At 72.5% G+C, this 26,777-nt stretch carries 20 protein-coding genes and 1 pseudogene; 11 read left to right on the top strand and 10 right to left on the bottom strand.

Annotated features, from left to right (window positions below; genetic code table 11):
* Window positions 1-60: 60 nt before the first annotated feature.
* The 4 genes and pseudogenes from OG842_RS33400 to OG842_RS33385 form a co-directional block, all read right to left on the bottom strand.
* Complete coding sequence (locus tag OG842_RS33400) at window positions 61-3,801, bottom strand: hydantoinase B/oxoprolinase family protein (protein WP_266735582.1); 3,741 nt, start codon at window positions 3,799-3,801, stop codon at window positions 61-63.
* Between the two features lie 89 nt (window positions 3,802-3,890).
* Window positions 3,891-4,171 (bottom strand): annotated as a pseudogene (locus OG842_RS33395) (glycosyltransferase family 1 protein); the annotation flags it as partial.
* Between the two features lie 162 nt (window positions 4,172-4,333).
* Window positions 4,334-5,752 carry a HEAT repeat domain-containing protein gene (locus OG842_RS33390; protein ID WP_266735583.1) on the bottom strand — a complete coding sequence of 473 codons (1,419 nt, stop codon included), beginning with the start codon at window positions 5,750-5,752 and terminating at the stop codon, window positions 4,334-4,336.
* A gap of 219 nt (window positions 5,753-5,971) precedes the next feature.
* Complete coding sequence (locus tag OG842_RS33385) at window positions 5,972-6,364, bottom strand: ankyrin repeat domain-containing protein (RefSeq protein ID WP_072489348.1); 393 nt, start codon at window positions 6,362-6,364, stop codon at window positions 5,972-5,974.
* A gap of 314 nt (window positions 6,365-6,678) precedes the next feature.
* Here OG842_RS33385 and OG842_RS33380 point away from each other — a divergent pair, with 314 nt between their 5' ends.
* Window positions 6,679-6,873, top strand: a complete 195-nt coding sequence (locus OG842_RS33380; RefSeq protein ID WP_018103962.1) for a hypothetical protein — start codon at window positions 6,679-6,681, stop codon at window positions 6,871-6,873.
* Window positions 6,874-6,910: 37 nt separating this feature from the next.
* Complete coding sequence (locus OG842_RS33375) at window positions 6,911-8,515, top strand: hypothetical protein (protein ID WP_266735585.1); 1,605 nt, start codon at window positions 6,911-6,913, stop codon at window positions 8,513-8,515.
* A 60-nt stretch (window positions 8,516-8,575) separates the two neighbouring features.
* Here OG842_RS33375 and OG842_RS33370 read toward each other — a convergent pair whose 3' ends face one another.
* On the bottom strand, window positions 8,576-10,075 hold the full coding sequence (locus tag OG842_RS33370; RefSeq protein WP_266735586.1) for an SCO1417 family MocR-like transcription factor: 1,500 nt from the start codon (window positions 10,073-10,075) through the stop codon (window positions 8,576-8,578).
* A gap of 102 nt (window positions 10,076-10,177) precedes the next feature.
* Between OG842_RS33370 and yczE the strand changes: the two genes are divergently transcribed.
* From yczE to OG842_RS33350, 4 genes are all read left to right on the top strand, one after another.
* Window positions 10,178-10,942, top strand: coding sequence for a membrane protein YczE (yczE, locus tag OG842_RS33365; protein ID WP_266735588.1), 765 nt, complete (start codon window positions 10,178-10,180; stop codon window positions 10,940-10,942).
* Window positions 10,939-11,703 carry a glycerophosphodiester phosphodiesterase gene (locus OG842_RS33360; protein WP_266735589.1) on the top strand — a complete coding sequence of 255 codons (765 nt, stop codon included), beginning with the start codon at window positions 10,939-10,941 and terminating at the stop codon, window positions 11,701-11,703. The genes yczE and OG842_RS33360 overlap by 4 nt, the downstream gene beginning before the upstream one ends.
* A gap of 46 nt (window positions 11,704-11,749) precedes the next feature.
* Entirely contained in the window at window positions 11,750-13,123 is a 1,374-nt protein-coding gene (locus OG842_RS33355; RefSeq protein ID WP_266735591.1) for an MFS transporter, read from the top strand.
* A 275-nt stretch (window positions 13,124-13,398) separates the two neighbouring features.
* Window positions 13,399-13,773 carry an RNA polymerase-binding protein RbpA gene (locus tag OG842_RS33350; protein WP_007262928.1) on the top strand — a complete coding sequence of 125 codons (375 nt, stop codon included), beginning with the start codon at window positions 13,399-13,401 and terminating at the stop codon, window positions 13,771-13,773.
* Window positions 13,774-13,916: 143 nt separating this feature from the next.
* Here OG842_RS33350 and fxsA read toward each other — a convergent pair whose 3' ends face one another.
* The 4 genes from fxsA to OG842_RS33330 form a co-directional block, all read right to left on the bottom strand.
* Entirely contained in the window at window positions 13,917-14,507 is a 591-nt protein-coding gene (gene fxsA, locus OG842_RS33345; protein ID WP_328512592.1) for an FxsA family membrane protein, read from the bottom strand.
* Between the two features lie 99 nt (window positions 14,508-14,606).
* Window positions 14,607-15,374 (bottom strand): polyprenol monophosphomannose synthase, encoded by a 768-nt coding sequence (locus OG842_RS33340; protein ID WP_266735594.1) that lies wholly within the window; start codon window positions 15,372-15,374, stop codon window positions 14,607-14,609.
* 551 nt (window positions 15,375-15,925) lie between these two features.
* The gene (locus OG842_RS33335) at window positions 15,926-17,572 is read right to left on the bottom strand and encodes an amidohydrolase (protein WP_266735595.1); all 1,647 of its coding nucleotides are present in this window, start codon (window positions 17,570-17,572) and stop codon (window positions 15,926-15,928) included.
* 82 nt (window positions 17,573-17,654) lie between these two features.
* Window positions 17,655-18,095 (bottom strand): Lrp/AsnC family transcriptional regulator, encoded by a 441-nt coding sequence (locus tag OG842_RS33330; RefSeq protein WP_266735596.1) that lies wholly within the window; start codon window positions 18,093-18,095, stop codon window positions 17,655-17,657.
* Between the two features lie 204 nt (window positions 18,096-18,299).
* Between OG842_RS33330 and OG842_RS33325 the strand changes: the two genes are divergently transcribed.
* Window positions 18,300-18,719, top strand: a complete 420-nt coding sequence (locus tag OG842_RS33325) for a hypothetical protein (protein ID WP_266735598.1) — start codon at window positions 18,300-18,302, stop codon at window positions 18,717-18,719.
* Between the two features lie 184 nt (window positions 18,720-18,903).
* A complete protein-coding gene (locus OG842_RS33320; RefSeq protein WP_266735599.1) occupies window positions 18,904-19,191 on the top strand; it encodes a hypothetical protein in 288 nt (95 codons plus the stop codon).
* Here the strand turns inward: OG842_RS33320 and OG842_RS33315 are convergent.
* A complete protein-coding gene (locus OG842_RS33315; RefSeq protein WP_266735600.1) occupies window positions 19,154-20,326 on the bottom strand; it encodes an acyl-CoA dehydrogenase family protein in 1,173 nt (390 codons plus the stop codon). The two genes, OG842_RS33320 and OG842_RS33315, sit on opposite strands and share 38 nt — an antisense overlap.
* A 373-nt stretch (window positions 20,327-20,699) precedes the next feature.
* On the opposite strand from OG842_RS33315, the gene OG842_RS33310 reads away from it, so the two are divergent.
* The 3 genes from OG842_RS33310 (at window position 20,700) to OG842_RS33300 (ending at window position 26,768) form a co-directional block, all read left to right on the top strand.
* Window positions 20,700-21,971 carry a glycoside hydrolase family 18 protein gene (locus OG842_RS33310; protein ID WP_266735602.1) on the top strand — a complete coding sequence of 424 codons (1,272 nt, stop codon included), beginning with the start codon at window positions 20,700-20,702 and terminating at the stop codon, window positions 21,969-21,971.
* A 232-nt stretch (window positions 21,972-22,203) separates the two neighbouring features.
* Window positions 22,204-25,533 carry a right-handed parallel beta-helix repeat-containing protein gene (locus tag OG842_RS33305; RefSeq protein WP_266735604.1) on the top strand — a complete coding sequence of 1,110 codons (3,330 nt, stop codon included), beginning with the start codon at window positions 22,204-22,206 and terminating at the stop codon, window positions 25,531-25,533.
* Complete coding sequence (locus OG842_RS33300; RefSeq protein WP_266735605.1) at window positions 25,530-26,768, top strand: S8 family serine peptidase; 1,239 nt, start codon at window positions 25,530-25,532, stop codon at window positions 26,766-26,768. Before OG842_RS33305 ends, OG842_RS33300 begins: the two co-directional genes overlap by 4 nt.
* The last annotated feature ends 9 nt before the right edge of the window (window positions 26,769-26,777 follow it).

Here is a 26,777-nt window from a genome sequence, read left to right as displayed (position 1 = left end):
ACTGACAACGGTCGAAACGGCGCAGAAGCGACCCCTGCCCGGGGCCGGCCGGCAGCGGTGTCAGGGCCCTTCCCCTCCACGTTCCCAACCGCGTTCCCCGCCGTCTTCTCCGCCGCTCTCGCCGCCGTTCTCCCCGCCGTGTTCCGCACCCTGTTCTCCGCCGCGCTCCGCACCGTCGTCGCGACCCGGCCGCGGGGTTCCGTAGCCCCCGCCGCCAGGTGTGCGCAGCACCAGAACGTCCCCAGCCTCCAGCTCGGCCGTGTCGCAGCCGCGCAGCGCGGTGGCCGCCCGGTCGCCCGGGTGCTCGATGTGCTGGTCGCCCCGTGCGCCGGGTCCGCCGCCCGCCATGCCGTACGGCCGGACCCGGCGGTGGCCGGAGAGCAGCGCCACGGTGACGGGCTCCAGGAAGCGGATGCGCCGCTCCACGCCGCGGCCGCCGTGCCAGCGCCCGTCGCCCCCGCTGCCCTCACGGACCCGGAAGCTCTCCAGCAGGACGGGGTAGCGCCATTCGAGGACTTCGGGGTCGGTGAGGCGGGAGTTGGTCATGTGGGTCTGTACGGCGTCGGCGCCGTCGAAGCCGTCGCCCGCGCCGGAGCCGCTCGCCACGGTCTCGTAGTACTGGACGCGTTCGTTGCCGAAGGTGAGGTTGTTCATGGTGCCCGAGCCCTCGGCCTGGATGCCGAGGGCCGCGTACAGGGCACCGGTGACGGCCTGGGACGTCTCCACGTTCCCCGCGACGGTGGCCGCCGGGTGGACGGGCGCCAGCATGGAGCCTTCCGGGATCCGGACCTCCACGGGTTTGAGACAGCCGCTGTTGAGGGGGATGTCGTCGTCGACCAGGGTCCGGAAGACGTAGAGCACGGCCGCCATGACCACGGATTTCGGCGCGTTGAAGTTGCCCGGCTGCTGCGGTGAGGTGCCGGTGAAGTCGACGACCGCGCTGCGGGCGGCCCGGTCCACGGTGAGGGCGACCTCGATGACCGCGCCGTTGTCGGTCTCGTAGCGGTAGGAGCCGTCGTGCAGTGCGGCGATGATCCGGCGGACGGACTCCTCGGCGTTGTCCTGTACGTGCCGCATGTACGCGGCGACGGCATCGGTCCCGAACTGTTCGGTCATGCGGCGGAGTTCGGCGATGCCCTTCTCGTTCGCGGCGATCTGGGCGCGCAGGTCGGCGAGGTTGGCCTCCGGGTCGCGCGAGGGGTATGCGGCGGCGGTGAGCAGTTCGCGCGTCTCGTCCTCGCGGAACCTGCCGTCGCGCACCAGCAGCCAGTTGTCGAACAGCACCCCCTCCTCATGGATGGTGCGGCTGAAGGCGGGCATGGAGCCGGGGGTGATGCCGCCGATCTCGGCGTGGTGTCCGCGTGAGGCCACGAGGAAGCGCAGCTCCGGCCGCTCGCCGTCGGCCCCGTCGAACACGGGTGTCACCACGGTCACGTCGGGCAGGTGGGTTCCCCCGTGGTACGGATCATTGATGGCGTACACGTCGCCGGGCCGCATCGCCTCGCCGTTGCGCCGCAGCACCTCCTTGATGGACTCCCCCATCGAGCCGAGGTGGACGGGGATGTGCGGGGCGTTGGCGATCAGATTGCCGTCCGCGTCGAAGAGCGCGCAGGAGAAGTCGAGCCGCTCCTTGATGTTGACGGAGTGGGCCGTGTTCTCCAGGCGCACACCCATCTGCTCGGCGATCGACATGAAGAGGTTGTTGAAGACCTCCAGCATGACGGGGTCGACCCGGGTGCCGACGGCGGTACGGTCCGGGCGCGGGCGGACCCTGGTGAGCAGCAGATGGCCGGTGCCGTGGAGCGTGGCCTGCCAGCCCGGGTCGACGACGGTGGTGGCGTCCGCCTCGGCGATGACGGCAGGGCCGGTCACGGTGTCGGCGGTGCGGAGGTCCTCGCGGCGGTGGAGCGGGGTGTCCTGCCATCGGCCGTCGGCGAACATCCGCACGGTGTCGTGCGGTCGGGGCCGGGTTCCCGGGCGTGGCTCTCGGTCGGCCGGGCGGGGCCGGTGCCGGCCCGCCGTTCCGGTCGCCTCGACCGACACCGCCTCGACGACCAGGGGCTTGTCCATGGTGAACGCGTAGCGCGCCCGGTGCTCGGCGGTGAACGCCTCGGCCATGGCGGGTGCGGTGTCCAGGTCGACGGGCAGGCTGGAGTCCGTACCCGCGTAGCGCAGCAGTACCCGGGCACGGGTGCTGATCGCGGGGTCGGGGACGGCGTCGGCACGCAGTTCGGCACGGGTCCGGGCGGCCAGTTCGTCACAGAGTCCGCCGATCGCGGTCCTGGTCGCCTCGTTCAGCTCCGCTTCCACCGACTGCTCGCGCATCGCGGTGGCGTCGGCGAGGCCGATCCCGTACGCGGACAGCACGCCCGCCAGCGGCGGTACGAGGACCGTGTCGATGCCCAGCGAGTCGGCGACGGCGCAGACGTGCTGGCCACCGGCGCCGCCGAAGCCGGTCAGGGCGTAGCGGGTGATGTCGTGCCCGCGCTGCACGGAGATCTTCTTGACCGCGCTCGCCATGTTGAGCACGGCGATCTCCAGGAATCCGGCGGCGGTCTCGGCGGGCGTGCGCCGGGTTCCGGTGGCGCGTGCGACGTCCTCGGCGAGCGCGTCGAAGCGTTTGCGGACCAGGTCCGCGTCGAGCGGGAGGTCGCCGCCCGGTCCGAACACGGCCGGGAAGTGCGCGGGCTGGATCCGGCCGAGCATCACATTGGCATCGGTGACGGTCAGCGGACCGCCGCGGCGGTAGCAGGCCGGGCCGGGCGTCGCGCCCGCCGAGTCGGGGCCGACCCGGTAGCGCCGGCCGTCGAAGTGCAGCACGGAACCGCCGCCGGCCGCGACAGTGTGGATGCTCATCATCGGGGCGCGCATCCGTACTCCGGCGACCTGGGTACCGAGTTCGCGCTCGAAATCGCCCGCGTAGTGCGAGACGTCGGTGGACGTGCCGCCCATGTCGAAGCCGATGACCGGCTCGAATCCGGCCTGTTCGGAGGTGCGGGCCATGCCGACCACGCCACCGGCGGGGCCGGAGAGCACCGCGTCCTTGCCCCGGAAGTGGGAGGCTTCTCGCAGCCCGCCGTTGGACTGCATGAACATCAGCCGGATGCCGTCGAGTTCACCGGCGACCTCGTCGACGTACCGGCGCAGGATCGGCGAGAGGTAGGCGTCGACGACGGTGGTGTCGCCGCGTGGCACCAGTTTGATCAGCGGGCTCACCTCGTGCGAGCAGCTGACCTGGGTGAAGCCCGCCTCGCGCGCCGCGTCGGCCACGGCGCTCTCGTGTCCGGGGTGGCGGTAGCCGTGCATCAGGACGACGGCCGCGCTGCGCAGTCCCTCGGCGTGGGCCGCCCTCAGCCGCTCGGCGACCGCTTCCCGGTCCAGCGGGGTGACGACCCGGCCGCGGGCGTCGATCCGCTCGGGGACCTCGATCACCCGCTCGTAGACGGCCTCGGGCAGCAGGATGCGGCGGTCGAAGAGGCGCGGCCGGTTCTGGTACGCGATGCGCAGCGCGTCCCGGAAGCCCTCCGTGATGACCAGGACGGTCGGCTCGCCGCGCCGCTCCAGCAGGGCGTTGGTGGCGACGGTGGTGCCGATCCGCACCGCGGCGACCCGGTCGGCGGGGACCGGGTCGGTGGGGCCGAGGCCGAGCAGCGCCCGGATTCCGGCCACGGCGGCGTCGCGGTAGCGGTCCGGGTCGTGGGAGAGCAGCTTGCGGGTGATCAGGTGCCCGTCCGGGTCCCGGCCCACGACATCGGTGAACGTCCCGCCTCGGTCGATCCAGAACTCCCAGCGTCCGGTCATCCCTCCATACTGGCCCGCGGCGCCGACAGCGGACCAGAGGGCACGGCCGGCTGCGGCTGTACGGCGGCCGTGCGCGCTCCGCAGGGCTCCTCGGCGCGGTGGGCGGTGAGGGCGGTGGTCAGCCGCCTGCTCGGAAGCGCGGCCCGGACCTGGGGGTAGCCGGGCAGGGGGAAGGAGGGGACGCGTACCACGGGGCAGGGGTGTCGGCGTCGAAGGGCCGTCCGGGCGGGACGTGGTCGTCGCGGCGGCCGGGGCCGGCGCCATGACGAGCGGTTCGTGGCCGCGGGCGACGAGGTGACGGGCCGTCTGCAGGGGGCAATGGGCCACGCCTCGACATCGGGCGGAGGGATTCGGTGACGACGACACGTATGTCCGTGTCGCCGCGCGCCGGGCGTGACCGGGCCGGCTTGGATCTTTCCGCCCGGGGAACGTCCCATGAGTGCTTGAACCGGGGCGCGTCCGAGCCTTTGGGCCGAGGCCCGCTCGTTCGCGCCGCGCGCCCCCCCGACGCGCGTCGCTGTGCGTGTCCCGGTCAGGCCGCGGGGGTGTCGGGCCCGATCCGGCTGCGTACCGCCGTCTGCACCTCGGCCTCCTCGGCCGGGTCGGCGGCGAGGCGGCGGAGCCGCTCCGCGACCCTGATGTCCCCGGTCTCCGCGTGGAGTGCGGCCACCTCGCGGGTGGTCTCCTCGCAGTCCCACAGGCATTCGACGGCGAATCCGGTGGCGAAGGAGGGGTCGGTGGCGGCCAGTGCGCGGGCCGCCCGGCCGCGCAGGTGCGAGGAGGACGTCTCCCGGTAGATGTGCCGCAGTACCGGTGCGGCACAGCCGATGCCTAGCCGTCCCGCGCCGTCGACGAGGGTCCACAGCCGTGGTGCGTCAGGCCCGTCGCCCCGTACGGCCGCGCGCAGTGCGCCGAGGACCAGTGAGGCGTCCTGGGCGCCGCCCCGGCAGGCGAGCACACCGGCCGCGGACGCGCCGAGCGCGTCGGGCCGCCGGGCCCAGCTCCGGGCGCGGTCCACCGCCGCGTCGCCGCACATTCGCTCGAAGGCGGCGACGGACGCGTCGGCGACGGTGCGCGAGGCGCTGACCGCTCCGGCCTCGATCAGGTCGAGCACGGCCGGGTCCCTGGCCTCCGCGAGATAGTGCAGGGCGGCGCAGCGTGCGCCGGCGGGGCCGCTGCGGGCGGCCTCGACGATCGTGGGCCGGTCCTCGGGGCCCGCGACGGCAGTGAGGCAGCGGGCGGCCGGCCCATGGAGGGTGCTGCCGCGTTCGAGCCCCTGCTGGGCCCAGTCGAAGACCGCCTGGACGCTCCAGCCCGGACGGGGGCCGCTGGGGCGCATCTGGCGCTGCCAGCGGTCGAACGAGCCCTGCTCCGAGGCGGCTCGGACCCTGGCGCCGATCTCGTCGCGCGAGTCCTCCGCCCAGAGCCGCCAGGGGCGGGGCTCGTAGGCGTCCCGTACGGCGGCGGCCAGCTCGGCCGCGCCCTCCTCGGTGGCCGGGAACCGGCCGAGCACGGGTACGGCGAGGGCGCGGAGTCCGGCGTCGTCGTCGCGCAGGGCGAGTTCGTCCAGGGCCCAGGCCCAGTTGGCGCCGGTCGCGGCGTACCGCCGCAGCAGGGCCAGTGCGTCGCCGCGTCCGTACGAGGCGAGGTGGCCGAGCACGGCCAGGGCCAGCCCGGTGCGCGAGTCGTCGGTGTCGAGGTGGTCGTCGGGATCGCACAGGTGCCGCTCGATCTCCTCGATGCCGCCGTCGAGGTCGAGGTAGAGGCGTGCGTAGTAGAGGGAGCGGTTCTCCACCTGCCAGTCGTGACGCGGATCGCTCAGGACGCAGTGGTTGAGAGCCGCCAGGGCCTCGGGGCGTGGTGCGGCGAGCGCGTGGAGCGTGCCGTCGCCACGGCCCCTCTGCAGCAGGCCGAGCAGGGTGCCGCTCGGCGCTATGAACGGATCAAACATGGAAAAAGCCTCACATCAAGCTGTCGACGCAACCGGGACTGTGCAGTTCCAAGTGCCGGGTGGGCACTACGCCGCGCAGCAACATGATCGGCCGACCGCCGTCTTCTGCTTGGTGTAGACCATCTTCCTCTGCCTCTCGTCGGTGGCCCGGAGCCGGGCCCGCGACGTCATGATGACCCAGCCATTTCGCCACCGCGACCACATTTACGGCGTACCCGGTCAGCGGGAACCGAAGAGTTCCAGCAGGTCGGCCTTGCCGAACATGCGGGCCGTGTCCAGTGCGGAGGGTGTTCCGGCGGCCGGATCGGCCCCGGCGGAGAGCAGCGCCTCGATGACCGCGTCCTCGCCCTTGAAGACAGCTCCGGCGAGCGGCGTCTGCCCGCGGTCGTTGGCCCGGTCCGGGTCGGCGCCCCGGCCGACGAGGGCCGTGACGGCGGCGGCGTGGCCGTGGTAGGCGGCGAGCATCAGCAGCGAATCGCCCCGGTCGTTGGTGAGGTTCGCGGGTACGCCCGCGTCGACGTAGGCGGCGAGCGCGTCGGTCTCACCTCGGCGAGCGAGGTCGAAGACCTTCGTCGCCAGCTCGACCACCTCGGGATCGGGTGTTTCGCTCATCGGACGGACCGCCTTCCATTAACCGGTTTCACCGCTGTCGACCTGCCGGGACGTACGCCGTGGGGGCCGTACGAGTGAATCGACAGGGTACTGCCCGACCGGGCACATGACCCGGCCCACCCGTGGCAAAGGATCACGAATGGTGCGCCGGAACAGTACGCGACATCGATTGTTCCGCCGCACCGGGATCATCCTGGCGGCCATTCAAGTGAAAATAACGACTTTTCACCCAAATGCAGCTTTTATCGTATAGATACTTCCGGTGAACCTGGAAGGACTCATGGTGACTGTCCCCCCAACCAGGAGAACCACTCATGATCCTGTCCATGTCAGGCGTCGTCATCCTCGGCATCATCGTCTTCCTGTTCTTCAGGAAGGACGGCCTCAAGGCCTCGCACGCCCTCGTCACTGCCCTGTTCGGCTTCTATCTGGCAGGCACCGCGATCGCACCGAGCATCACGGCGGGCGGCGCGAGTCTCGCCGGCCTCCTGGGCGGGATCAAGTTCTGACCGTCCGCGACCGTTCCCACCCCTTCAGGAGATCGACGTGGCCCGGCGACCACTCCCCCGCATTCTGAGCAGCGGCAGCGCCTCGATCACTCGCAGTCGCGAGTTCGCGCGCACGGCCGCCGACAACGCCACGGACGTCCTCCATCCGCTGATCACGATCACCCGTGGTCTGCGGCTGCTGGCCGCGGCCGGACTGCAGAAGTGGGCCGCGACGCCCAAGGACAAGCGTGGCCCCACGCTGTCCGTCGTCGCGGCCTGCGTCTTCGCGTTCGCGCTCATGCCGTACGGGGGCCTGATCGCCCTGGTCACGGTGATGGGTGCGGCAGCCTGGGCGGGGCGGGAGCGGACCCCGGTGAAGACCGGTCCCGACGAGGCGGAGACCGCGCGGCTGCGGTCCCTGTACGAGGCGCTCGTGCCGTACTTCTCGGTGGCCGACGACCCCGGTCCGCTGTTCTCCCACGGCGGCGACTGGGATAAGGCCTTCAGCGGCTACGAGTTCGACAGCGACGGGCGGCTGACCCGTCTCCAGGTGACGTACCCCGCCTACTTCACCGACAGCGAGGCCGACTCCCGGGCCAGGATCGAGCGGCTGCTGCACGCCAAGTCCGGCCGCGGCCGCGAGTACCACTTCGCCTGGGACGAGGAGGGCAACCGGCTCGTCATGAGCGTCCTCGGCGCCCTGCCCACCTCGATCGGCGCCCAGCGCTTCGTCACCGCCCCCGGCGAGACCGTACTGGGCTTCACGGACGCCGACGCGGTGCAGCGCACCGTTCCGGTGCACGACGGCGACGCCACCCGCGACGCCCCGCCGGTCGTCTGGCGGACCGGCGCCCGCTCCACCGAGCCGCATCTGCTGGTGATCGGGCAGCCCGGCAGCGGCACCACGACCCTGCTGCGCTCCATCGCCCTCCAGGCGCTCCAGCACGGCGACATCCTGATCGTCGAAGGCAGCGGAACCGGCGAGTACGCGTTCCTGACCGGGCGCGACGGCGTCCTGGCCGTGGAGTGCGGGCTCGCCGGCGCACTGGCGACGCTGGAGTGGGCGGCCCACGAGACGGAACGCCGGCTGATCGCCGCGAACCGGGCCCGGCAGTCCGGCCACCCCGCGCCCGACGACACCCGGCGCCCGCTCTGGATCCTGCTGGACCGCCCCGGCCCCCTCTCCCACCTGGCCGCCGCCGGCGGCGGGCCCGATCCGCTGGAGCTGCTCCAGGTGCCGCTGCGGCACGGCAGGGCGGCCAACGTGACCGTCGTCCTGTCCGATCAGTTCGACGGCCTGGACGCGCTCGGCGAGACCGTACGCACGCACTGCCGGGCCCGGGTGGCGCTCGGCCACTGCTCCCGCGAGCAGGTGGAGTCGGTGCTCGGGACCGAGCCGCACACCACCCCGGCACCCGATGTCCCGCCCGGCCGCGGCTACGCGCGGCTCGGCACCGGTCCGGTGCTCCGGCTCCAGGTCCCGGCCACGCCCGATCCGCACGACGAGGCGACCGGCGAGGCGGAGCGGCAGGCGGTCCTCGGGCTGCTCCCCGAACGGCAGGCACCCGTCGAGGCGGCCGTGCCGGCCGGGACGGGCGTCCCTGAGCCGGCGCTGCCGCGGGGCGTGGCCGTGGCCGTCGACGGCATGGCGGTCGCCGACTGAGCGGATCCGCCCGAGGGGTGACGGGCCGGCCGGCCCGTCACCCCTCACCCGTTTCCCGGGTCAGGCGACGAACGTACGCGGCGTCTCGCCCCCCACACCCGCCCCCGACCCGACCAGTTGCGCCGCAGCCGCGAGCCGTACCGCAGCCTCGTCCGCGACCGGCCCAGCGACCGTGAACGGCAGCCGTACGTACCCCTCGAAGGCGCCGTCGACCCCGAACCGGGGGCCGGACGGAACGCGGACCCCGACCCGCTCCCCGGCCACCGCCAGCCGGGAGCCGGAGAGGCCGCCCGTCCGCACCCAGAGCGTCAGGCCGCCGTCCGGGACCGAGAACTCCCAGTCGGGCAGCTCCCGGCGGACCGCGGTGACGAGCGCGTCCCGGTTCTCCCTCGCCTGTCCGCGCCGGACCTGCACGGCCTCCTCCCAGCCGCCGGTGCGCATCAGCCAGTTCAGGGCGAGCTGTTCGAGGACGGGGGTGCCCATGTCGGCGTAGGCGCGGGCGGCCACCAGGCTGCGGATCACGTCCGGGGCGGCGCGCACCCAGCCGATCCGCATGCCCGCCCAGAAGGCCTTGCTCGCCGATCCGACCGTGATCACGGTGGAGCCCGCGGGATCGAAGGCGCAGACCCGCCGGGGCATCCGCACATCGGGGTCGAGGCAGAGCTCGGTCATGGTCTCGTCGACGACCAGGACCGTACCGGCGGAGCGGGCCGCGTCCACCAGGTCACGCCGCCGGTCCTCGTCGGCCAGCGCGCCGGTGGGGTTGTGGAAGTCGGCGACCACATAGGCGAGCCGGGGCGCCGCGTCCCGCAGCACCTGCCGCCACCGGTTCATGTCCCAGCCGCCGAGCCCCTCCTCCATCGCCACCGGCACCAGGCGGGCGCCCGCCTCCCGCATCAGCTGCAGGATGTTGGCGTAGCTCGGGGACTCCACCGCGATCCGCTCGCCCCGGCCCGCGAAGAGGTGGCAGATCGCGTCGATCGCCCCCATCGCGCCGGTGGTGACCATGATCTGTTCGGGCATGGTCGGAATCCCGCGCCGGGTGTAGCGGTCGGCGATCATCTGCCGCAGCGCGGGCAGCCCGGCCGGGTAGTCGCCGTGGGTGTGGGCGTACGGAGCGAGCTCCTCGATGGCGCCCTGGAACGCCCGGGTCAGCCACGGCTCGGGGGCGGGCAGCGAGGCACAGCCCAGGTCGATCATCGAACCGAGGGATTCCGGGGGCAGCGGTTCCAGTCCGCGTGCGGGCAGCGTGTTCCCGGCGGGCACGGCGGTCCAGCTGCCGGCTCCCCGCCGGGACTCCAGGAACCCCTCGGTCCGCAGCGCCTCGTAGGCGGCGGCGACGGTGGTGCGGCTGACGGAGAGGGCGAGCGCCAGTTCGCGTTCGGCGGGGAGCCTGGCGGCAACGGGCACCCGGCCTTCGAGGACGAGCAGACGGATCCCGTCGGCCAGCGCACGATAGGCGGGCGGCTTGCGGGCGCCCGGTCCGGCGGGCCGGGGCTGCTGGGCCCGGAGCTGCCGGGCGAGCTGGGCCGCACCCACTGCCGAAGTCCACTGAGCCATGGAAATCAGTCCACCTTCCTCGGATTGGCCATAGTTGGCAGCCAATCCCCTGCCACAGAGTGACACGCATCAGTCCACTACCACCACACCAGGGGGCACCCTTTGTCCATCACGACCGTCCCTCGCGGGGCGCACCTCACCCGCCGGCTGATCCAGCTGTACGTCGGTCTCGCGCTGTACGGGACGAGTTCGGCGCTGCTGGTCCGGGCCGGTCTGGGGCTCGAACCCTGGGGCGTGCTGCATCAGGGGCTCGCCGAGCGCACCGACCTGTCCATCGGCGTCGTCTCGATCATCGTCGGCGCGATCGTGCTGCTGCTGTGGATCCCGATCAGGCAGCGTCCGGGCCTGGGCACCGTCTCCAATGTCTTCGTCGTGGGCATAGCCATGGACGGCACGCTGGCGCTGGTGCCCGACGTGCACGGCCTCGCCGCGCAGATCGCCGTGATGGCCGCGGGGGTCGTGGTCAACGGCGTCGCCACGGGGCTGTACATCGCGGCACGGTTCGGCCCCGGCCCGCGTGACGGGCTCATGACCGGGCTGCACCGGCTGACCGGCCGCTCGATCCGGCTGGTGCGGACGCTGCTCGAGGTGGCGGTCGTGGTGACCGGCTTCCTGCTCGGTGGCACCCTCGGCGCCGGCACGGTCGTGTACGCCCTGGCCATCGGCCCGCTCGCCCAGTTCTTCCTGCGCTTCTTCGCGGTCGGCGGGAAGCCGGGCGCGGAGGCCGGGGCCGACGGGGGTGGCACCGCCGGGAAGGGCGCGGCCGGGAAGGGCGCGGCCCGCGGGGAGGCCGTCGCATCCGCGCCGGACGACGGCGACAGTGCCGTCACCGCCCGGACACCGGAGCAGGCCATACTTCCGGAGTGACCTCAGTACGCCACCCCTATCTGGACCATCCCGCGACGATCCCCTTCGCCCATCGCGGCGGCGCGGCGGACGGGATCGAGAACACCACGGCCGCGTTCCGCCGGGCGGCCGACGCCGGGTACCGCTACTTCGAGACCGATGTGCACACCACGTCGGACGGCCGTCTGGTGGCCTTCCACGACTCCACCCTGGACCGGGTGACGGACACCCGCGGCCGGATAGCCGAGCTGCCGTGGAGCGAGGTGCGGCGGGCCAGGGTGGCGGGCCGGGAGCCGCTGCCGCTCTTCGAGGAACTCCTGGAGACCTTCCCCGGGGCCCGCTGGAACGTCGACATCAAGGCCGGGACCGCCCTGGCCCCGCTGATCGAGCTGATCCGCCGGACGAACGCCTGGGACCGGGTGTGCGTCGGCTCCTTCTCGGAGGCCCGGGTCGCCAGGGCCCACCGGCTGGCGGGCCCCCGGCTCGCCACCTCCTACGGCGTCCGGGGGGTGCTGGGCCTGCGGCTGCGCTCGTACGGAATACCCGCGGCGCTGCGGGCCGGCGCGGTGTGCGCACAGGTGCCGGAGAGCCAGAACGGCGTCCGGGTGGTCGACCGGCGCTTCGTGCGCGAGGCTCACTCGCGCGGGCTCCAGGTGCACGTCTGGACCGTGAACGAACCCGAGCGGATGGCCGCGCTCCTCGACCTCGGCGTGGATGGCATCATGACCGATCACATCGAGACGCTGCGCACGGTGCTGAGCGAGCGGGGAACCTGGGCCTGACACCGGCCGTGCGACGTCTTCACGGGGAGAGACGAGGGGGTGCGGGTTGAGCGCCGAGACCGCGGAAACCGCTGGGCCGACGGAACCGACAGCGGATGCCGCCGAGGCCGCGAGCCGCAGACGTGAACAACACGGCTGGTATTTCTATGACTTCGCCTGCTCGGTCTACTCGACGAGCGTCCTGACGGTCTTCATCGGCCCCTATCTCACCTCGATAGCCAAGGCGGCCGCCGACGCCGACGGCTTCGTGCACCCGCTCGGCATCCCGGTCCGCGCCGGGTCGCTGTTCGCCTACGCGGTCTCGGTGTCCGTCGTGGTCGCGGTGATCATGATGCCGATCGTGGGCGCCGCCGCGGACCGTACGGGGCGCAAGAAGCCGCTGCTGGCGGCCGCCGCCTACACAGGAGCCGTCGCGACCGCCGGCATGTTCTTCCTGGACGGCCACCGCTATCTGCTGGGCGCCTTCCTCCTGATCGTGGCGAACGCCGCGATCTCGGTGTCGATGGTGCTCTACAACGCGTATCTGCCGCAGATCGCCGGACCGGAGGAGCGGGACACGGTCTCCTCGCGCGGCTGGGCCTTCGGATACACCTCGGGTGCGCTCGTCCTGGTCCTGAACCTGGTCCTGTACACGGGCCACGACTCCTTCGGCCTGTCCGAGTCCGACTCGGTGCGGATCTGCCTCGCGTCGGCGGGCCTGTGGTGGGGCGCCTTCACGATCGTGCCGCTGCGCAGGCTGCGCGACCGGCAGGTGGCGCCGGGCGGCGAAGGTGCGGTCGGTTCGGGGTGGCGGCAGCTGATGGCCACCCTGCGCGACATGCGCCGCCATCCGCTGACGCTCTCCTTCCTGCTGGCGTACCTGATCTACAACGACGGCGTGCAGACGGTGATCTCCCAGGCCTCGGTCTACGGCTCGGAGGAGCTGGACCTCGACCAGACGACCCTGATCACGGCGGTGCTGCTGGTGCAGGTGCTCGCGGTGGCCGGAGCGCTGGGGATGGGCCGACTGGCCCGCTCGTACGGCGCGAAGCGCACGATCCTCGGCTCGCTCGTCGTCTGGACGCTGATTCTCGTCACCGGTTACTTCCTCCCCGCCGGGGCGCCGGTCTACTTCTATGCGCTGGCGTCGGCGATCGGCCTGGTCCTGGGCGGCAGCCAGGCGCTGTCGCGCTCGCTGTTCTCCCATCTGGTGCCGCGCGGCAAGGAGGCCGAGTACTTCTCCGCGTACGAGATGAGCGACCGCGGACTGAGCTGGCTGGGGCCATTGGTGTTCGGACTCGCGTACCAGCTGACCGGCAGCTACCGGGATGCGATCATCTCGTTGGTGATCTTCTTCGTGGTCGGTTCCGTGCTGCTCGCGAGGGTACCGGTACGGCGGGCCGTGGCGGCCGCCGGCAATCCCGTTCCGGAACGGATTTAGACGTTGAAGTGAAAGGCCGGTAGTGTACGCCTTTGGCCTGCCCGGAGGACCGTTACTGCGAGCGGAAGACACCGAACTGTTGGGTGACAACTTCCGTCAGATGTGACAAACCGGGCATCGCTGGGTACTTGAAACCCTGGGAAACCTGAAAAAGCAGCGGCACGACGGGCGACACATGACCGGCAACGGGAATCTTTACCGCCGACCGGACGTTGACCGGATGACGACGACAGCGACACCTGTCCTGTGGGCGACAAGCCCGGGAGGCACGATTCATGAGTGAGCGAGCTCTCCGCGGCACGCGACTCGTGGTTACCAGCTACGAGACGGACCGCGGCATCGATCTGGCCCCGCGCCAGGCGGTGGAGTACGCATGCCAGAACGGACATCGATTTGAGATGCCGTTCTCGGTAGAGGCGGAAATTCCGCCGGAGTGGGAGTGCAAGGCGTGCGGCGCCATGGCACTCCTGGTGGACGGGGATGGCCCCGAGGAGAAGAAGGGCAAGCCTGCGCGTACGCACTGGGACATGCTCATGGAGCGGCGCACACGCGAGGAGCTGGAGGAAGTGCTCGCCGAGAGGTTGGCGGTTCTGCGCTCCGGAGCCATGAACATCGCCGTACACCCGCGGGACAGCAGGAAGTCTGCCTGACCGCGTAACACCTCGGTACGACAGAGCCGCGGGCCGTGACACGCAATGTGTGTCACGGCCCGCGGCTCTGTCGTACCACGGTCCGCCGGGCGGCCCGGTCCGTCCGGCGGCCGTGTCCTGCCACGGTCCGCCGGACGCCCGGCTCAGGGAGTCAGCGGCGGCCGGGGGCCCTCGTCGTGGCGTGCGCCCGGCTGCGCGCCGTCCTCGCGGATGACCTCGCCCTGGACGATCTTTCCGTCCGGCCGGTGGATGCGGGCCTGCTGGAAGGCGTCGGAAAGGCTGCCGGGGGTCGCGGCGCGCATCCGGCGCTCCAGCGACCGTTCCGCGTACCGGCCGAGCCAGGAACGGACCGGCGGTACCAGCAGCAGGAGCCCCGCCACGTCCGAGACGATGCCCGGGATCATCAGCAGCAGGCCGCCGAGCATCAGGAAGCCGTTGCCCTTGCCGCCCGAGCCCTCGGCGGGCGGGGCGGTCGCGGCGCCGGGCTGCCCCGGCATCTGCTGGAACGTCTGGGTGAGGTTGCTGAAGGCCCGGCGGCCGGCCCGCTTCATCACGGCGGCGCCGAGCACGATGCCCGCCACGAGGAGCAGCAGCACGGTGAACCCGCCCGCCGCGTTTGCCACGACGGTGAGCAGCCAGATCTCCAGCACCGCCCAGGCGGCGATGGCGAGGGGGACGAGGGTACGGGCGCGGGAGCGCTTGGGGGCGGTCGGGGGCGGTGTGCCGGTCGTCATGGTCCCCAGTGTGCCCGTACGGGCGTCCGAGTGGCGCAAGGGGGTGATCATGGCCGCCGGGCGCGATGCCCGCCGCCGGTCCGCGGCGGGCTCGGCGGATCAGATCGCCTTGCGGCCCAGGACCCGGTTCGTACGGGAGGTGACGCCCCAGGAGGTGACCCGCCAGAGGGCCTCGACCAGGATGTCGCGGCTCATCTTCGAGTCGCCGATCTCCCTGTCGACGAAGGTGATCGGCACCTCTACGACGTGGTAGCCGGCCTCGACGGCCCGGCGGGCCAGGTCGACCTGGAAGCAGTAGCCCTGCGAGGCGACCTGGTCGAGACCGATGCCGTCCAGGGTCTCGGCGCGGAAGGCCCGGTAGCCGCCGGTGACGTCCCTGGTCCGCAGCCCGAGGAGGAGCCGGGAGTAGGTGCTGCCGCCGCGGGAGATCATTTCGCGGGACTTGGGCCAGTTGACCACGCGCCCGCCCGGCACCCAGCGGGATCCGAGCACCAGGTCGGCGCCCTTGAGCGCGGTCAGCAGCCTGGGCAGTTCCTCGGGCTGGTGCGAGCCGTCGGCGTCCATCTCCACGAGAACGCCGTAGCCGTGCTCGGTGCCCCAGCGGAAGCCCGCGAGATAGGCCGCGCCCAGCCCTTCCTTGCCCTTGCGGTGCAGCACCTGGACCTGGCTGTCCTCGGCGGCGATCTCGTCGGCGACCTTGCCGGTGCCGTCGGGGCTGTTGTCGTCGGCGACCAGGATGTCGGCGTCCGGCACAGCGGCGCGCACCCGGCTGACGATCGGCTTGATGTTCTCGGCCTCGTTGTAGGTCGGAATGATCACCAGGATTCTGCCGAGCGGGCCGTACCGCCGCTGACCGCCGTCGTTCACTTACTGCCCCTTAAGTCCGTACGCAGGTGCACACCATATCCAGCGGGCGGGGACCGGTCTCCGACGCGGTCGGACGGTGCCGGGCACCGCCGGGGACAGAAGGACGGAAGTACGGACAGAAACCCGGGTACGAGCACGGACGGGAACTACGGATGGGGGCCCGGCGCCCTTCGGGCCGACCTGGGACCCGCCGGCTGCGGGTCGACCTAGAGCCGTTGTCTACTGAACGTCCGGGCCCCACCCGGGTCGCACCGCCGTCCGGCTGAAACCTTCCCTCGCCCCCGAGGCGCGGGCGCTGAACCTGGCTGTCAGTGGTGGTGCGCCGGTGCGGCACACCACCCCATGACCCAGCGGCGTTCGACGACTGCGTGGAGGTTTAACCGGTCGGACGTCCTGTGGTGGACTCGGCCGAACCTACCGGCCGGTGGGCGCGTTCTGTCAATAGCCGTCTGACCTGCGATATTTGCGAAACTTGCCTGGTCAGTAGCGAAGATCCGCAGGTCGCGGCGGAACCGGGACCACCGCGGGTGACGATACGAAATGGCCGGACGTCACTCGTTCGGACGCTCGTAGACAGTTCGTCCGAAGACCACGGTCCGAAGACAGACCGGCAGATCGACGCCGGGGGTGAGATCCGGCAGACCGGGCGTGCCCGATCGGGGGTCGGTCGACCAGCGGGCGACCCGGTCGTCCGGGGCCTGGACCACCAGGTCAGCGGTGCGCCAGACCACGTAGTCGGCGAGGGCGCCGGGCACCAGGGTCCCCGCGTCGTCCCGGCCGACGGCCCGCCAGCCGCCCCGGGTGTGGGCGGTGAAGCCCGCCCGAACGGAGATCCGGTGCTCGGGCGTGCGGTGGAAGGCGGCGGCCCGTACGGTGCCCCACGGGTCGAGCGGGGTCACCGGGCTGTCCGAGCCGAAGGCGAGGGGCACACCGGCCCGCAGGAGCGCCGCGTACGGGTTGAGGGTCCTGGCCCGCTCGGCGCCGAGCCGCTGGGCGTACATGCCCTCCTCGCCGCCCCAGGCGGCGTCGAAGGCGGGCTGGACGGAGGCGGTCAGCCCGAGCTCCGCGAACGCTGCCACGGTCTCGGGGGTGAGCATCTCGGCGTGCTCGACACGGTGCCTGGCGCCCCGGATCCGGGGCAGCCCGAGCGTCTCGGCGGCGGCCCTGACCCCGTCCACCACCGCGGAGAGCGCCGCGTCCCCGATGGCGTGGAAGCCGGCCTGGAGCCCCGCCTCGGTGCACGCGGTGACATGGGCGGCGATCTGCGCCGCGTCCAGGTGCGCGGTGCCGGTGCGTCCGGCCGGGCCGTCGGCGTAGGGCTCGTGCAGGCAGGCGGTGTGCGAGCCGAGCGAGCCGTCCACGAAGAGGTCCCCGGCCGCGCCGACGGCGCCGAGTTCCCGGATCCGGCGGGCGTCCTTCTCGTCGGCGACCCGCTCGGCCCAGTAGCCGAAGACCCGCGGCCCGCTCTCGGCGGCGGCGAGCTTCAGCAGTCCGGCGAAGTCCTCCTCGTCGGAGATGTCGGGGCCGCCGCACTCGTGGACGGTGCCGATGCCGAGCGACGCGGCGTGCCGCAGTGCGGCGCGCTGGGCGTCGGCGCGCTGCCTCGGCGAGAGGGCGCCGTGGGCCGCGGAGCGGACCGCGTGGTGGGCGGCGCCGGTCAGCGGGGCGTCGGGGTGGTAGCCGGTCAGCCCGGTGACGCCGGGGACCAGGTCGAGCAGGGCGGTGGTGACGACCGCGGAGTGCACGTCGACCCGGGGCAGGTAGACCGGGTGTCCGCCGGCCGCCGCGTCGAGCTCCCCGCGCGACGGGGGACGCTGCTCCGGCCAGCGGGCGGCGTCCCAGCCGTGGCCGAGGACGACCCGGTCCTCGGGGTGCGCGGCCACGTACGCGCGCAGCAGGCCGAGCGCCTCGTCGAGGGTCCGGGCACCGGACAGGTCGAGGCCGGTGAGGGCCAGGCCGGTCGATGTGGTGTGGACGTGGGCGTCGGTGAACGCGGGGGTCACCAGCGCGCCGTCGAGGTCGACCACTTCGTCGACGCCGCTCGCGAAGGCGTCGGCGGCCCCTTCCGAGCCCACCCAGGCGACGTGGCCGCGTTCGACCACCATGGCGGTGGCGAAGGGGTCGGCGGGGCTGTGGACGTCTCCACCGCGCAGCAGCACGGTGCGGTGTTCGCTCTGGGGGGCGGTGCTCTCGGTCATGGGACCAGTCTCGCGCCTGCCCTCGGCCGCGCCGCCCGCGACCCCCTCGGAGGCTGTCGGGCGACCCCCGGTCGGGCGCCTCTCAGATCCTCGGCGGCCGTGCCTCGTACGGCGTGGACAGGACGACCGTGGTGCGGGTGGAGACACCGGCCAGCGAACGGATCCGGGTGAGCAGGTGCTCCAGTTCCAGCGGTGTCGCGACGCGCACCTTGAGGATGTAGTTCTCGTCACCCGCGACGCTGTGGCAGGCCTCCAGCTCCGGGACGTCCGCGAGCCGCTCGGAGATGTCGTCCGGCGCGCTCGGGTCGAAGGGTTTCACCGAGATGAACGCGGTGAGCGGAAGGCCGACGGCCTCGGGGTCGACGACCGCGGCGTAGCCCCGGATCACCCCACGCTGCTCCAGCCTGCGGACACGCTGATGAACGGCCGATGTGGACAGGCCCGTGGCCTTGCCCAGGTCGGTGTAGCTCATCCGCCCGTCCTTGACGAGCAACTCCACGATCTGTCGGTCCAGCTCCTCCATACGGATCAACCTATTGCCCCAGGTCCCTCCAGGCACAGCGGCAAGAGCCCCGGAAAGGGCACCTGCGGCGAGCATGTGACGAATGCCACAGGTTTACGGGTCGGTAGCCGACCCCCTCGCGGTTACGGCCGACGCGCGACGGGAAGTGCTTGCTGTGGTCGAGGCCGTGTCGCCTGGTCGGCCCACCTGAGGGGGGAATTTCCCATGCAGAGCCTGAAGCTCACCGGACGCCGTACCGGTCCGGAGCCCGTCGAGGACGGCGCTTCCGACGATTCCGTCGAGGACGCCGCTTCCGACGCGTACGACACCTTCGAGATGTACCGGGTGATCTGCCCGGACTGCGCGCAGCCGATCGCGCTGCTGGCGGACGAGGACGTGCTGCCGGAGCACGCGCTGTGCCCGACGCCGTGGAATCCCTTCGTGCTGACCGTGTGCGCCGGCACCGGCCGCCCGGCGGCGCAGTCGCGGCCCGCCGACGAGTCGTTCGACGCCCAGGAGCAGGAGACGGGCCTGCTGTTGACACTCCCCCAGGGGCTCGACTGGCGGATGCAGCCGTTCTCGCACGCCGGCGGCCCCGGCTCACGCCCGCTGCGGGTGCCGCAGATGCGGCGTCACGCCGCCTGACGGCAGCCCCGCACGCGACCGGCCCGGACACCTCCGGGCCCGCCCCGCACATCTGCGCCGCACCACGAAGGCCCGGCCGACGTGGTGCCCGCGGTACGGACCGTCCGCCGCCCGGGGACGGGACGAACGGGCTCTCGAATCGGCCGGACAGTGACCGGGGAACGCCCCGCACCGTTGGCCCGGTATGACCCTGCTGCATTCAACGGCCGGTCCCGGCCGCCGCCGCCTCGCCGCTCCCACCGCCGAAGAATCGGTTCCGCAGCCCATGGCTCCCCGGTCGGTGCCGCGACCGGTGCCGCACTCCACCGATCCGCCCATCTACCGGGCCCTGCTGCGTCACTGGGAGGGCGCGGACCGCACCCTGCCGGGCCGCCACGACCAGGAGTGGAACCGGATCATGGCGACGCCCGTGTGGTCGGACCGGCCGCTGCGGGTCAGCGCGTCTCAGGACCCGCGAGGTGGCGCGCGATGACCATCCGCTGGATCTGATTGGTGCCCTCGACGATCTGCAGCACCTTCGCCTCGCGCATCAGCCGCTCGACGGGGAAGTCGAGGGTGTAGCCGTACCCGCCGAGCACCTGGACGGCGTCCACGGTGACCCGCATGGCGATGTCCGTGCAGAACAGCTTGGCCATGGCCGCCTGGCGCGAGAAGGGCTTGCCCTCGTCGCGGAGCCGGGCCGCCTCCAGGTAGAGCGCCCGGCCCGCCTCGATCTGGGTGGCCATGTCGGCGAGCATGAAGCGCAGCCCCTGGAAGTCCGCGATCGGACGCCCGAACTGCTGCCGCCCACCGGCGTAGCCGATGGCCTCGCTCAGGGCCGCCTGGGCGACGCCGATGGCGCAGGCGGCGATGCCCAGGCGCCCGGAGTCGAGTGCGGACAGGGCGATCGCGAAGCCCTGGCCCTCCTCGCCGATCCGGCGCGCGTCGGAAACCCGTACGCCGTCGAAGTTCAGCTGGGCGGTGGGCGAGCCCTTCATGCCCATCTTCTTCTCGGGGGCGGCCGCGTCGAGCCCCTCGGCGTCGCCGGGGACCAGGAAAGCGGTGATGCCGCGGGGGCCCTCGGCCCCGGTGCGGGCCAGGACCGTGTAGAAGTCGGCGATGCCGCCGTGGGTGATCCACGCCTTGGTGCCGGTGATGACCCAGTCGTCGCCGTCCCGTACGGCCTTCGTGCGGAGCGAGGCGGCGTCGGAGCCGGAGGCGGGCTCGGAGAGGCAGTAGGCGCCCAGCAGGCCGCCTCCCAGCATCGCCGGGAGGTGTTCGGCCCGCTGCTCCTTGGTGCCGTATCCGGCGACCGCGTGACAGGCCAGGGAGTGGACGCTGACGCCGAGGCCGACGGTCAGCCGGGCGGCCGCGAGCTCTTCGAGGACCTGGAGGTAGACCTCGTACGGCTGGTCGCCGCCGCCGTGGGCGGAGTCGTAGGGCAGTCCCAGCAGTCCGGACTCGGAGAGCAGCGAGAAGACCTCGCGCGGGAACCGGCCCGCTTCCTCCTCCTCGGCCGCCCGGGGCGCGATCTCTCGCTGGGCGATGTCGCGGACGAGCGCGACGAGCTGCCTGGACTCCTCGGTGGGCAGACGGCGTTCCACCAAATGCTGGGCACGGTCGGACATGACGGCGCTCTCCTCCCTGTCGGGCGTTGCGGCGGTCGCGCGCGAGGGGTGTGGGCGGCGCCGCCGGGAAATTCCGGGGCTGGCCCGGAGAAGCACTGCTACCCAGCCGACGCCGGCCCCCTCGGATTACGAGAGCTGCTGGCCAGCGGCTGTGGCGGCTTGAGTATGCCCGATCGGACGATATCCGTCACGGGGTCACCGGGCGACTCGGAGCCGGGCACGACGATCACCGGAAATGGTCCGAACCATTGACCTCACTGGTCTAGTCCATCTACGGTCCCAGAGCAACGGCCTTTGCGCGTTCATGCCAAATACATGTGATGGCCGACTGCCCATCCCCACAAGCGAGTTCCCTCCCCCACGAGGAGACAAGATGTTCGGTACGCACCGTCCCCGCGCCCGTTTCCGGGCGCTCGCCGCAGCCGCCTGTACCGCCGCCCTCGGCGCCACCCTGCTGGGTGTCGCGGGCACCGCGTCGGCCGGCACACCCCCCACCACGCGGGCCGCGGGCCCCGCATCCGCCGACGCGGCCCCCACGGCGGCCGGCGACAAGGTGGTCGGATACTTCACCAACTGGGGTGTCTACGGCCGCAATTACCACGTCAGGAACATCGAGACGTCCGGCTCGGCCGACAAGCTCACGCACATCAACTACGCCTTCGGCAACGTCACCGGAGGCAAGTGCACGATCGGTGACTCCTACGCCGACTACGAGAAGGCGTACACCGCCGACCAGTCCGTCGACGGCGTCGCCGACACCTGGGACCAGGACCTGCGCGGCAACTTCAACCAGCTGCGCAAGCTGAAGAAGCTGCACCCGGACCTCAAGATCATCTGGTCGTTCGGCGGCTGGACCTGGTCCGGTGGCTTCGGCGAGGCCGCGAAGAACCCCGCCGCGTTCGCCGACTCCTGCTACAACCTGGTGGAGGACCCCCGCTGGGCCGATGTCTTCGACGGCATCGACATCGACTGGGAGTACCCCAACGCCTGCGGTCTGACCTGTGACACCAGCGGCCCGGACGCACTGAAGGGCCTCACCACCGCGCTGCGCTCGAAGTTCGGCAGCAACAACCTGGTGACGGCCGCCATCACCGCCGACGGATCCGAGGGCGGCAAGATCGACGCCGCCGACTACGCCGGCGCCGCCCAGTCCCTGGACTGGTACAACGTGATGACGTACGACTTCTTCGGCGCCTGGGACGCCAAGGGCCCGACCGCCCCGCACTCCCCGCTCACCTCCTACGACGGCATCCCGAAGGAGGGCTTCAGCAGCGAGGCGGCCATCGCCAAGCTGAAGGCCCAGGGCGTCCCCGCGTCCAAGCTGCTCCTCGGCATCGGCTTCTACGGCCGCGGCTGGACCGGCGTCACCCAGGACGCACCCGGCTCCACCGCCACCGGCGCCGCACCCGGCACCTACGAGGCGGGCATCGAGGACTACAAGGTCCTCAAGAACAGCTGCCCGGCCACCGGCACCGTCGCCGGCACCGCGTACGCCCACTGCGGCACCAACTGGTGGAGCTACGACACCCCGGCCACCATCGCCACCAAGATGAACTGGAAGAACCAGCAGGGTCTCGGCGGCACCTTCTTCTGGGAGCTGAGCGGTGACACCTCCGACGGCGAGCTGATCAAGGCGATCAACTAGTGCGGTAGGAGCACCTGGTCACGGCATCAGGGACGGGGCGGCGGGCCGGTCGGCTCTCCGCCCCGTTTTCGTCCGTGTTGGGGTGATCCGGTGGGGTCCAACAGGACGTGGTTCACGCGGCGTTCCCGCTCCGGCCGATGCGCAAGCGGATCACTCCGGCATGATGGAGCCGCACCCGCTCCGACCATGTGTTCCCAGGACCGCGGTGTGGCCCCGAGGAGGAGGATTCCGCTTGTCACGCCAGGTTCTGACGGTCTGTCCCGAGCGGCCCGACGGCTTTCGAACGATCGGTGAGGCGCTGGCCAGGGCGCGCAACGGCGCCGTGATCAGCGTCCGTTCCGGCACTTACGCCGAGAGTCTGGTCATCACCGTCCCCGTCACCGTCGTCGCCGAGCAGTCCCGCGGCAGCGTCGAGATATGCCCGCCCCACGGCAGCGCGGTGGTGCTCCAGGCCGAAGCCGTGATGCTCACCGATCTGGTGCTGCGCGGCCGCGACGAGGAGCTGCCGGTGGTGGACGCGCCGCGCGGCCAGATCGCGATGGACGGCTGCGACATCACCGGTGCGTCGTGGACAGCGCTGCTGGCCCGCGGGTCCGGCTCGGTGGCGCTGCGCGACTGCCGGGTGCGCAATCCGCGCGGCGCCGGGCTGGTGGTGACGTCGGCGGTGGAGAGTTCCGCCGAGACCTGCACGGTCGAGCACCTGGGCACCTCGGGCGTGGTGATCGGCGAACGCGGCCGGATCACGCTGCGCGGCTGCACCATCCGCGACGCCCGCGCCAACGGGGTGCTCGCCAACGGCGAGGGACAGGGCTCGGTCGAGGAGTGCGACATCTCCTCCACCGACAAGCCGTCCATCGCGCTGGAGGAGCAGAGCACCACCCGGATCCTGCGGACCGTGGTCCACGACACCGGGGTCGGCATCCACCTCTCCTCCACGGCCCGGACGGTGCTGGAGGACATCCGGGTGACCGGCACCAGCGGGCCCGGCATCGTTCTGTCCGGCGGCACCGATCCACTGCTGCGCCGGTGCCGTACCGCTCGTACGAAGGGTCCCGGCCTGCTCGTCTCGGACCGGGCCCGGGGCACCTTCGAGGACTGCTGGCTGGATTCGGCTCAGGAGGCCGCGCTGCACGTGCGGGGCTCGGCCTCCCCGGTGCTGACCGGGCTGACCGTGCGGGACAGCGTGCAGGCGGGTGTGCTGCTGGAGGAGGAGTCGGTCGCCGAGCTGGACCGCCTCGAAGTGCTCGACGCGGGCGACGTGGGCATACGCATACGCAGCGGCGCCAATCCGCTGGTCCGCCGGGCCAGGATCGGCGCGGCCAAGGGGCACGGTGTGGAGGTCGTCAAGGACGGCCGGGGCCGGCTGGAGGACTGCGAGATCGAACGGCCCGGCAGCGCCGGGATCCGGGTCGCCGACGACGGCAACGTCTATGTCGGCGGGGGCGGCGTGCACGGTGCCGAGCACGGCATGTCCGTGGCGGCGGGCGGCAGCGTCGCCGTCCGGGACTGGGACGTCCGGGAGTCCACGGACACGGGTGTGGTGGTCGAGGACGGCGGCGAACTGACCGCGACCCGGCTGCGGATCGCCGCCGCCGCGGGGCACGGGGTGCTGCTGGCCCAGGGCGGCCGGGGCGCCTTCACCGCCTGCGAGGTGCGCGGCTCAGGCCGGGACGGCTTCCGGGTGGAGACCACGGCCGCGGTGTCGGTGGTGAACTGCACCGCGCGGGACAACGAGGGCGGCGGTCTGGTGCAGGCGCTGCCGGGCGAGCGGCTGGCGGTCGAGAACCTGACCAGTACGGACAACGGCAGACGTGACGCCTGGGGGCTCGGCGAGGCCGAGGGTACCGATCCGGCCGGTACGGGCGCTTCGGGCGGCGGCTCCGGCGCTGCCCGTGAGGACGGCCCGCTGGCCGAACTGGACGCGCTGATCGGCCTGGAGAACGTCAAGCACCAGGTGCGGACACTGGTCAATCTGATCCAGCTCGCCCAGCGGCGCGCCCGTCTCGGTCTGCCGGCCCCGCCGATGAGCCGGCACCTGGTCTTCTCCGGGCCGCCCGGGACCGGCAAGACGACGGTCGCCCGGCTGTACGGGGCGGTCCTCGCCGAGCTGGGGGCGCTGCCCTCCGGCCATCTGGTGGAGGTGTCGCGCGCGGACCTGGTGGCGCAGATCGTCGGCGGTACCGCCATCAAGACCACCGAGACGTTCAAGCGGGCGCTGGGCGGGGTGCTGTTCATCGACGAGGCGTACAGCCTGCTGTCGGACGGGCGGGGTTCGGGCGCCGACTTCGGCCGCGAGGCCGTCGACACACTGCTGAAGCTGATGGAGGACCACCGCGACGACGTCGTCGTGGTCGCCGCCGGGTACGCGGACGAGATGCGTGACTTCCTCGGCTCCAACCCGGGGCTGGCCTCGCGCTTCTCCCGGACGGTCGAGTTCGAGAACTACGCGGTGCCCGAGCTCGTCGCGATCATCGAGAGCATGTGCGCCCATCACCGCTACGAGCTCGACGAGTCGACGTTCGGCGCACTCGCCGCGCACTTCGAGCGGATGCCCCGGGACGCCGGCTTCGGCAACGGCCGGGCCGCCCGGCAGGTGTTCGAGGAGATGGTGGACCGTCAGGCGTACCGGCTGGCCGCGCTCCCCGACGCCGACGAGCAGGACCTCACCCGGCTGCTGCCCGAGGACGTCGGCGAGGAGGCCGCCGCCGCGGTGTCCGGGCAGCCGGGCGGCGCCGGGACGGAGAGCGACCCGCTGGCCCGGCTCGGCGACATGGTGGGCCTGGCCGCCGTCAAGCGCGACGTCACCGACCTGGTCAATCTGCTGGCCACCGCGAAGAAGCGGGAGGCGGCCGGGCTGCCCGCACCGCGGATCAGCCACCATCTGGTCTTCACCGGGCCGCCCGGCACCGGGAAGACCACGGTCGCGCGGCTCTACGGCGAGCTGCTGAAGTCGCTCGGTGTGCTGCCGCGCGGCCAGCTCGTCGAGGTGGCCAGGGCGGACCTGGTCGGCCGGTACGTGGGACACACCGCCCAGCTCACCCGGGAGGTGTTCGACCGGGCCAGGGGCGGGGTGCTGTTCGTCGACGAGGCGTACACACTGACGCCGGAAGGTTCCGTGGGCAGCAGCGACTTCGGCCGCGAGGCGGTGGACACGCTGCTGAAGCTGATGGAGGACCACCGCGACGAGGTGGTGGTGATCGTCGCCGGCTACACCGGTGAGATGGAGCGCTTCCTGGCCTCCAACCCCGGTCTCTCGTCGCGGTTCTCGCGCCGGGTGGAGTTCGCCGACTACTCCTCGGACGAGCTGGTCACCATCGTCCGCCAGCACGCCTCCGCGTCCGGATACGAGTGCGGTGCGGGTGCGGGTGCGGTCATGCGGGAGTACTTCGACGCACTGCCCAGGGACCGTTCGTTCGGCAACGCGCGGCTGGCCCGGCAGGTCCTGGAAGGCATGATGACCCGTCAGGCGGGCCGGGTGAGCGCCATGGCGGCGCCCGGTCTGGACGATCTGCGGCTGCTGCTCCCGGAGGATGTCGTACGCCCGCAGGCGGTGCCCGAATGACGCCGGGCAGTGTTGTGCGGCGCGGCCCCGGCCGCCGCACCGGACGGGTTGTGGCCGCGGCGCTCCTGGCCTCGGCTCTGGTGCTGCCGGTGGCCGGTCCGGCCGCCGCGGCCGACGGCGAGAAGGTCAGGCTGCCGGTGATGCCCGCGCGTCTCGATGCCCGTGATCCGTGCACCGGCGGGTCGAAGGCGCGGGCCACGGCGGTGCCGTGGGAGCAGCAGAACCTCCAGCTCGCCCGTACCTGGGAGTTCGGCCGGGGGGCGGGGGTGAAGGTCGCGGTGGTGGACACCGGTGTCTCGATACAGGCGCCGACGCTCGCGGGCCGGGTCTCGGCCGTGGGCCAGGCCGGGGAGGACTGCGTGGGCCACGGGACTTTCGTGGCCGGGCTGATCGCGGCGGCGCCGGCGAAGAACGTGCGCGTCGCGGGGGTCGCCCAGGAGTCCCGGATCATCGCGGTGCGGGGCACGGACGAGCGCGGGACGGCGACCGCGGCCTCGGTCGCCGCCGGTATCCGGGCGGCCGCCGACGCCGGGGCGAACGTCATCCAGGTCTCCCACGCGCTGGCCGCCGACTCGGCCGGGCTCCGTTCGGCCGTGAAGTACGCGGCCTCCCGCGACGCGCTGATCGTGGCCGCCGCGACGCCCGACCCGGCGGGTTCGTCGCCGGGCCGGGAGCCAGAACCGCCGCGCGACTACTGGCCCGCCTCGGCGCCCGGGGTCCTCTCCGTCGTCGACATGGACGCGCGGGGCACCCGCCCGGACACCGCGCCGGCCACCCGCGGCGCGGATCTCGCCGCCCCGGGGGACGGGGTGGTGGGCGTGGGGCCGCGCGGGACGGGGCACTTCATCGGGTCGGGGGCGTCGTTCGCGGCCGCCTACGCGGCGGGCACCGCCGCGCTCGTACGGTCGGCGCATCCGGATCTGTCGGCCGCCGGGACGGCACAGCGGCTGACCCGTACCGCCTATCCGGCGGATGTGCCGCGCCTGGACCCGTACGCGGCCGTCACCTCCGTGCAGGACCCGGCGGCACGCCCCCGGGCGGCGCGGGACGACTCCGTGGTGCTGCCGCCGGGCAACGGCAGCGAGGGCGCGACCCGCAGGGCGGTGTGGATCGCGGTGGCGGGCGGCTCGCTCGCGCTGATGGTCGCGTGGGCGGCGCTGGTCGCACCCCGGGGCCGTTCGCGCGGCTGGCGCCCCGCACAGCGCCGCCGGGCGGCGGACGCTCCGGGCGACTGAGCGGCCGTA

This window comes from Streptomyces sp. NBC_00376 (assembly GCF_036077095.1).
GTDB lineage: Bacteria > Actinomycetota > Actinomycetes > Streptomycetales > Streptomycetaceae > Streptomyces.
The sequence above is the reverse complement of the archived record's forward strand: the minus strand, read 5'-3'. Positions and strand labels throughout refer to the sequence as shown.